The organism is Streptomyces laculatispora (assembly GCF_017353455.1).
Classification (GTDB): domain Bacteria; phylum Actinomycetota; class Actinomycetes; order Streptomycetales; family Streptomycetaceae; genus Streptomyces; species Streptomyces laculatispora.
Map to the genome: position 1 here is coordinate 1 of NZ_JAFMPZ010000663.1, position 7,278 is coordinate 7,278.

General features: G+C 71.9%; 8 protein-coding genes. 3 read left to right on the top strand and 5 right to left on the bottom strand.

Annotated features, from left to right (window positions below; genetic code table 11):
* Together J1C73_RS34275 and pip are read right to left on the bottom strand one after the other, a co-directional pair.
* A partial coding sequence (locus J1C73_RS34275) for a serine/threonine-protein kinase (RefSeq protein ID WP_207319764.1) occupies positions 1-928 on the bottom strand: 928 nt, incomplete at its 3' end.
* Between the two features lie 115 nt (positions 929-1,043).
* Positions 1,044-2,021: a prolyl aminopeptidase gene (gene pip / locus J1C73_RS34280; protein WP_207319765.1), complete on the bottom strand. Its 978-nt coding sequence runs from the start codon at positions 2,019-2,021 to the stop codon at positions 1,044-1,046.
* Between the two features lie 279 nt (positions 2,022-2,300).
* On the opposite strand from pip, the gene J1C73_RS34285 reads away from it, so the two are divergent.
* Positions 2,301-2,639 carry a hypothetical protein gene (locus tag J1C73_RS34285; RefSeq protein ID WP_207319766.1) on the top strand — a complete coding sequence of 113 codons (339 nt, stop codon included), beginning with the start codon at positions 2,301-2,303 and terminating at the stop codon, positions 2,637-2,639.
* 31 nt (positions 2,640-2,670) lie between these two features.
* Here the strand turns inward: J1C73_RS34285 and J1C73_RS35830 are convergent, their stop codons facing one another.
* On the bottom strand, positions 2,671-3,660 hold the full coding sequence (locus J1C73_RS35830; protein WP_123460830.1) for a helix-turn-helix transcriptional regulator: 990 nt from the start codon (positions 3,658-3,660) through the stop codon (positions 2,671-2,673).
* A 144-nt stretch (positions 3,661-3,804) separates the two neighbouring features.
* Here J1C73_RS35830 and J1C73_RS34295 point away from each other — a divergent pair, with 144 nt between their 5' ends.
* Entirely contained in the window at positions 3,805-4,311 is a 507-nt protein-coding gene (locus J1C73_RS34295) for an SDR family NAD(P)-dependent oxidoreductase (protein WP_207319767.1), read from the top strand.
* A gap of 46 nt (positions 4,312-4,357) precedes the next feature.
* On the top strand, positions 4,358-4,963 hold the full coding sequence (locus J1C73_RS34300) for a response regulator transcription factor (RefSeq protein WP_123460832.1): 606 nt from the start codon (positions 4,358-4,360) through the stop codon (positions 4,961-4,963).
* 116 nt (positions 4,964-5,079) lie between these two features.
* Here J1C73_RS34300 and J1C73_RS34305 read toward each other — a convergent pair whose 3' ends face one another.
* Together J1C73_RS34305 and J1C73_RS34310 are read right to left on the bottom strand one after the other, a co-directional pair.
* Complete coding sequence (locus tag J1C73_RS34305) at positions 5,080-6,195, bottom strand: 3-dehydroquinate synthase II (RefSeq protein ID WP_207319768.1); 1,116 nt, start codon at positions 6,193-6,195, stop codon at positions 5,080-5,082.
* Positions 6,167-7,120: a 2-amino-3,7-dideoxy-D-threo-hept-6-ulosonate synthase gene (locus J1C73_RS34310; protein ID WP_207319769.1), complete on the bottom strand. Its 954-nt coding sequence runs from the start codon at positions 7,118-7,120 to the stop codon at positions 6,167-6,169. Before J1C73_RS34310 ends, J1C73_RS34305 begins: the two co-directional genes overlap by 29 nt.
* Between the last annotated feature and the right edge of the window lie 158 nt (positions 7,121-7,278).

A 7,278-nucleotide genomic window follows, 5' to 3' on the forward strand; every position in this document is an offset into this window, starting at 1 on the left:
ACCCGGGAGCGGGCGCCGCGGGCGTCGGTGCCGGTGCCTTTGGGGGCTCGGCGGCCACGACGGTCCCGGGGTGCCCGGCCCCGATCGCGGCGCGCAGCAGCGCCGCCACCTCCGCCGCGTCCGCCGGGCGCTCGTCCGGCTCCTTCGCCAGCAGCCGCAGGATCAGCGCGTCGAGCCCGGGGAAGCCCGCGAGCTCCGGCCGGCGGGCGCTCGGTGGCTCGGGGACGTCGCCGAGGTGCTGGGCCAGCACCGCCGTACCGGCCCCGTCGAACGGGGGCCCGCCGGTGAGCAGCGTATGGAGGAGGCAGCCCAGGGAGTACAGATCGCTGCGGCTGTCCAGCACCTCGGGTGCCCGGATCTGCTCCGGCGACATGTAGAGCGGGGTGCCGATCACGAACCCGACGGCGGTCAGGTCGGTACGCGTCATCGAGGCGGCCGGGGCCAGCATCCGGGCGATGCCGAAGTCGAGGATCTTTATCGTCCCGGCGGTGGTGAGCCAGATGTTGGCCGGCTTGATGTCCCGGTGCACGATCCCCGCCCGGTGCGCCGTCCCCAGACCCGTACAGATCTCGACGGCCCAGGCCGTCACCTCGGCGGGCGAGGGGAGTCCGGGGCGCCGGCTCTCCAGCACGGCGCCCAGATCGTGCCCCTGGAGGTGCTCCATGACGAGGTAGAGGACGCGTTCCCCCGCCACCCGCGCCTCGCCGAAGTCGTGCAGGGTGACGATGTGCGGGCTCGACAGGCCGCCCACGACCCGGGCCTCGCGCGCGAAACGGGTCGCGGAGGTCTCCTCGTCGACGCGGGGCAGGACCTTGACCGCGACCTTGCGTCCGATCCGTTCGTCCTCGGCCTGCCAGACCCGGCCCATACCCCCCGAGCCGATCGGTTCGGTCAGCCGGTATCTGCCGTCGAGAATCTCACCACGCATCAAAAGCCCCCCGCTCAACTCAACTGCGATGCCCGCTACATGATTGCCCAAGCGTCGATTCCCGGCCCCTTGTTCGGTGGTACCGGGCCGCCTCGGGCCGGTGGTGCCGGGCCCGCTATCGGTCCGCGAACCGGTCCAGCGCCGCCAGTACCGCCCGGCTCGTCGCCGCCCCGCCGAGATGGCCCGCGTCGTCGATCACGGTCAGTTCCGCGTCCGGCCACGCCTTCGCCAGCTCCCACGCGGTGCCCAGCGGGCCGCCCAGGTCGAAGCGCCCGTGCACCAGCACGCCCGGGATCCCCTCCAGCCGCCCGGCGTCCCGGATCAGCTGGCCCTCCTCCAGCCAGGCGCCGTGGGAGAAGTAGTGCGCGCAGATCCGCACCAGTGCCTGCTGCGCGCGTGCGGGCCGGCCGCTGTACGGCGGCGGTCCGGTGTACGCCTCCTGGGAGAGCACCGCGTCCTCCCAGGCGCACCAGTCGGCCGTCGCCCGCGCCCGCACCTCCGGGTCGGGGCTCTCCGTCCGCCGGGCGTACGCGGCGAGCACGTCGGGGGTCGCGTCGCTCGCGGCCTCCGGGACCCCGGCCCGGAACCGGTCCCATGCCTCGGGGAAGATCCGCCCCGCGACCCGGTACAGCCAGTCGATCTCGGAGCGGCGGGTCGTGGTCACGGCCGGGATCACGATCTCGCTGACCCGCTCCGGGTACTGCTCGGCGTACGCGAGGATCAGCGTCGAGCCCCAGGAACCCCCGTAGAGCAGCCACTTGTCGATGCCCAGCCGGACGCGCAGCCGCTCCATGTCGGCGATCAGCCGGTCCGTCGTGTTGAACCGCAGGTCGGCGGCCGGGTCGCTCGCGTGCGGGGTGGAGCGGCCGCAGCCCCGCTGGTCGAAGAGGATCACGCGGTAGCGCTCCGGGTCGAAGTACTGCCGGGGCCGCTCCGCGCACCCCGAGCCCGGTCCGCCATGCACGACGACGGCGGGTTTGCCGGCCGGGTTGCCGCACGCCTCCCAGTACACGAGGTTGCCTTCTCCGACATCGAGCATCCCCTGCTCGTACGGCTCGATCGGCGGGTACTTCTCGTCCGGGCGGCGTTCCACGGTGGTGTCTCCCTCGGCTCGGCGGCGCGCAAAGGGGAACAGCGTAAGGGGTGTTGCCGGAGGGGGGCCGGCCACGAGCGCGGTCCGCGGCTGGGCAACTCCCTGCCAGGCAGCTTCCTGGCCTCGCAGGATGCGGACAGCACGGCGGCGCCGGTGGTTATCTCATCTCAGCGGCCGGAAAGCGGAAATCGCGAACCGGTCCGGGGGAGCTGCCGAGCACCACTGGCTCCGAACGCACTGCCGATCCGGTCATCGTCACGCCTGGAATGGAGACCAGCCATGTCCCGAGCCACCCGTGTCACCCGCTGTACCGCAGTCGTCACCACCCTGGCCGCCGGAGTGCTGGGGGCCCTCGCCTGGGCCGCTCCCGCTCAGGCCGCAGGCGTGGACGTGGGCGTGGCGGCGACGCAGCACAGCACCCTGGACTTCGTGTGGCCGACGGCTCCGGGCGGCAACCCGCGTACGCCGGACGACTTCGTGTGGCCGGTCGCGCCGGGGGACGGGTCGGGCGGCCAGCGGATGCCGGGCGACTTCGTGTGGCCGGTCGCGCCGGGCCACGGCGGCGGTTCGCACACGCCGGACGACTTCGTCTGGCCCGCTCCGCCGGCCTCCTCGTGAAGCGGGCCGGTGGCACGGCGGGCGCCGCGCGTCAGATCCACTGCCGACGCGTCGCCTGCACCCCGGCCTCGAACCGGCTGGACGCGCCGAGCCGTTCCATCAGCTCGGCCATGATGCGCCGCTCGGTGCGGACCCCGATGCCCAGCGCACGGGCCACCGCGTCGTCGGTGAGACCGCTGGACAGGAGCTGGAGGAGCTTGCGTTCCTGCGGAGTGAGCCCGCAGGCCAGGGCCTCGCCCGGATGTCCGGGGCCGTGCAGGGGGGCCGCGTGTTCCCAGTACGCCTCGAACAGGGCCCGCATGGCGAGCACCACCGGCTGACTGCTGAACAGCAGTGCGGAGGGGCCCGCCTGACCGGGAAGGCCGGCGACGACGGCGGCGGTCGTGTCGACGATGAGCAGCCGCATCGGCAGGGTGGGTGAGGTACGGATCTCGCTGTCCCGTTCCGCCATCCACTGGGCGTGCGCCTTGGTCACCCGGTCGTTGGCGACGCTGTCGAGGTAGATCGAACGGAACCGGACCCCGCGGGCGAGTGCCCGCTCGTTCAGCGGCCGGCCCGCCTCGATCGACTCCTCGGTCAGCCCGCCCACGGGGTGGAAGGCCAGGGACTCGCGCTGGCAGGACTCGGCGAGGGCCTCCAGCCTGATCCGTATGTCGTCGACGTTGTCGAGCTGTTCGGTCCGGTCGGAGGAGGAGCGGCCGGAGGCCGTGTACTCGGCGGCGAGGGCGGCCAGTGCCGCGCGGTTCTGTTCGATGCGCTGCTGGCGCGCGGCCAGTTCGTCCTGTTCCCGCTGGAGCAGGACCTTCAGGCCGAGTGACGGGTTGACCGCGCGCAGGGTTCCGGGTGAGTCACGGGACGGTGCGAGCAGGGACAGCTGCGAGAGCCGTCCCAGGGCCTCCTCCACTCCACCGGTATCCATGTCGAGCAGTTGGGCGAGTTTGAGCGGATCGTGTTCCTTGTGGAAAAGGATCGCGCGGTAGACCGCGAGCGTCTCCTGATCGAGCGACGAAACCTCGTCCACGTGTGTCTCCCCCGGATCGCGGCCGAATCCTGCGCACGTGCCGAGTCAGGCACGTGGCAGTCGACGCAGGTCGCGTCGCGCACCACGCAACTCCCCTGGCTCACCAGTTCACACGTTCAACACATTAACTGCTCAGGAGCCGCGGTGTCCCATGCAGAGAGTTACGCGCCTGAAGCCCTCGAAGGCCGTGTCGTTCTCGTCGTCGACGCCACCACCGGAATTGGCCGGATCATCACCATCCGGCTCTGTGCCGCCGGCGCGAAGGTCGCGGTGGTCGGGGCGGAGCACCGGGGACGTGGCGACGACGCGGCCACCAACGCGGCCTTCCTCTGCAAGGAGTTGGCCGAGATCGGGATGGTTGCCCTGCCCTACCGGGCCGACATCGAACGGGCCGACACCTTCCGCACGCTGCCCGCCCAGATCGCCGCGGACCTGGGTTCCGTCGCCGTCTGCGTGGTGGTGATCCCCGCGGCCCCCTGCACCGGGGAGCGGACGGCGGCCTACCGCACCATGTCGGCGACGGTCGCCGCCGCGCTGCCGCCCGGCGCACGGCACATCGAGATCGACATGGCCGACCGCACCGAAGGCCATGAGGAGGCGGCCCACGGGCTCGTGGACCAGTTGCTGCACCGCAGACCGCAGTCCTGCTGAGGATTCGCCGCTCAGCGGATCCGTCAACCATACGGGGGTTGATCACATGTCCGTACGAATCGTCGTCGCCGGCGACCACCAACTCGTCCTGGAAGCCTTCGCCGAGACCCTGAACAGTGCCGACGGACTGGAGGTCGTGGGGCTCGCCACGTCCTACGAGTCGGTGCTTCCCGCCGTCGAACGGCACCGGCCGACCGTGCTGTTGCTCGGTGAGTCCACCATGGGCGGCAAGGCCCTGCGGGCCGCCGCCGATGTGCGCACCCAGCACCTCAGGTGCGGTGTCGTGCTGATGGTGGGCGCGGCGACGCAGTCGGTGGTGGACCGGGCGGTCGCGGCCGGGGCGCTGGGCGTCGTACCGAAGAACGCGCGGCTGCCGCAGCTGATCACGACGCTGATGGGGGTGGCGGGGGGCTGTCTGACGGTCGATCCCTCGCTGCTGCGGACGGTGGCCGTGGGTGATGCCTCGCTGAGTGTGCGCGAGGTGGACGTGCTGCGGCTCACCGCCGGCGGGGCGACCGTCAAGGAGATCGCGGGGGAGCTGTTCCTGGCGGGCGGGACCGTACGCAATCTGACCTCGGCCGCGATCAAGAAGCTGGGCGGCCGCAACCGGTTCGACGCGGCCCGTATCGCGATCGAGCACGGGCTGCTGTGAGCGGCCCCCTGGGCAGCGTCCGGACACCCGCGTCGGCCCCGGCACAAGAGGTGCCGGGGCGTGGCGAGGTGATGCGGATCGTGCGGATGGTGCTACGCGGGTGGGCCCGCGCCGGACTACTTCTCCAGGCAGAACTCGTCGATCGGGTAGCCGACATGGCGGTCCGCCGTCGGCAGGTGGCCGAGGATCGTGTCGCCCGGCTTCAGCTCGGTGGAGTTGAGGACCGCGGCGCCCGGACCCAGCACCCGCACGTGCCAGTCGTCCTGGAGGATCAGGTTGACCGGCTGGCCGCCCGGGGCCACCGCGTCGATGGAGATCAGCGGCCGGGTCTCTATCTTCACCCGGCCGACGCTGACCGGACGGGTCCGGCCCTTGACGTCGACGGCCAGGACCGTGCTGCCGGAGTGCAGTTCACTCAGGTAGTTGGTGCGGCCGTTCTCCGAGACGGTGTACGAGTGCAGGGCGCCGGCGTTGACCCGGAAGGGGCGGGTCGGCATGTACGGCAGCGGGTGGGTCTCGCTGACGCACAGGACCATGCCCTTGGAGTGGCTGCCGACGAGGATGCCCTCGTCCTTGCGGAAGTGTGTCGTCGTGTCGACGCAGGCCCGCTCGCCCATGCCGATGTGGGTGGCCTTGACGACGGTCAGCTCCACCAGCGGGATCTCACCGCTGCGGGAGGTGGCCGCGGTGCGCAGGGCGGTCGCGTTGCCGACGGTGTCGGCCCGCATCAGCACCCCGTCCGAGCCGAGTTCGAGCACGCCGTAGATGATCTCGGCCTCCTCGGTGTTGGACGCGGTCGTGATGATCGAGCCGGGCGAGCCGGTCGCCGCCGCGATCACGATCTCCAGCGGGATCTTGGTCGGGTCGCGGAAGTCGAGGATGCTCCACGGCTCCAGGCGGGCCGCCAGGCAGGCGTCCTCCAGGGTGTCGGCGTCCACGATCTCGACGTACCGGCCGAACTCCACGCCGGGGTGCGCGGCCATCAGCTCCGACCGGGCGTCCCGGCCGCCGGGGACGATGACCACGTCGGTGGCGCCGAGGTCGGCGGGGACGGCGTCGAGGCCGTCGGGGAAGAGCAGGATCTTGCGCACGGTGGGCGGCAGTCCGTTGAAGACGGCCGGGTCGGCGGCGACGATGCCGTCGATCCGCTGGTGCATCGCCTCCTCGAGTACGGCGGCGGTGGCGTTGCCGGTTCCGCGAACGTCAAGCCAGCACAGTTTTGCGTCCGTCATGATGCGGACCTCCTGTCAGATCGGAAAGGTGGTGGGTGTTCTCGTCGAAGGGCGCCGGGGCTCCGAGGTGATCCGGGGCGTGGTCGGGCGTCAGCCGCTCGTCCGTCCGGTCGGCGGCCGGGAACGGGTCCGGGCCGAAGTGCTGTTCGGGGAAGTGGTGGACCAGCCGGGCGACCTTCGCCGCGAGCCGCTGCGGGTTCTGCGCCTGGAAGATGTTGCGGCCCATCGCCACCCCGCCCGCGCCGCCGGCCAGCGCGTCGCGGACGTACCGCAGCACGTCCTCCTCGGCGGGCAGCGCGGGGCCGCCCGCGACCAGGACCGGCACCGGGCAGGCCGCGGTCAGGTCGAGCATCTCCGCGGTGGAGCCGAGGAAGACGGTCTTGACCAGGTCCGCGCCCAGATCGGACGCCACGGTGACGGCGTGCGCCACCATCTCCGGGTCACGCGGGTTGGTGATGCGCGGGCCGCGCGGGTACACCATGGCGAGCAGCGGCAGGTTCCAGCGGTCACAGGCGTCGGCGATCCGCCCGAGGTCGCCGATCTGCTGCCGTTCGTCGTCGGAGCCGAGGTTGACGTGGACGCTGACCGCGTCCGCGCCGAGCCGCAGCGCCTCCTCGACCTCGGTCACCACGTACTTGGCGTTCGGGTCGAGTGCCTGGTTGGTGGACGCGTTGAGATGGATGATCAGCGACATCGCGGCGAACCGCTCCGGGCTGATGTGGCGCACGCTGCCCTTGTGCACGACGACCGCGTCGCTGCCGCCGGCGGCCAGCCGGCCGGCGAGCTGGTCGAGCGTCGTGCCCTTGGGCACCACGGGTCCATCACTGATCGAGTGGTCGAGAGGGGTGATCATCAGGCCGGCCGTGCTGTGGCGGTAGAGCCGCCGCAGTCGCAGTGACCTGGCGAAGTGGCCGTATGCGGTCATGGAGCGCCCTTTCTGTTGCGCGTACCGGTACGCCGACTGGCGGCGTGGCCGGGCCCCGGCGGGCCCGTACCGCGCGCTTCCGCGTCCTCGCCGGGTGACGGGAGGGGTGCGGCGCGCGCGGGTCCTGGGGGTTGGGCCCGCACCGGTGCGGTCACGCT

What these genes read in the sequence shown, in the direction of transcription:
- J1C73_RS34285 (WP_207319766.1), top strand. Translation starts at nt 2,301, where the DNA reads ATGTCCCGAGCCACCCGTGTCACCCGCTGTACCGCAGTCGTCACCACC.
- J1C73_RS34300 (WP_123460832.1), top strand. Translation starts at nt 4,358, where the DNA reads ATGTCCGTACGAATCGTCGTCGCCGGCGACCACCAACTCGTCCTGGAA.
- J1C73_RS34305 (WP_207319768.1), bottom strand. Translation starts at nt 6,195, where the DNA reads ATGACGGACGCAAAACTGTGCTGGCTTGACGTTCGCGGAACCGGCAAC.
- J1C73_RS34310 (WP_207319769.1), bottom strand. Translation starts at nt 7,120, where the DNA reads ATGACCGCATACGGCCACTTCGCCAGGTCACTGCGACTGCGGCGGCTC.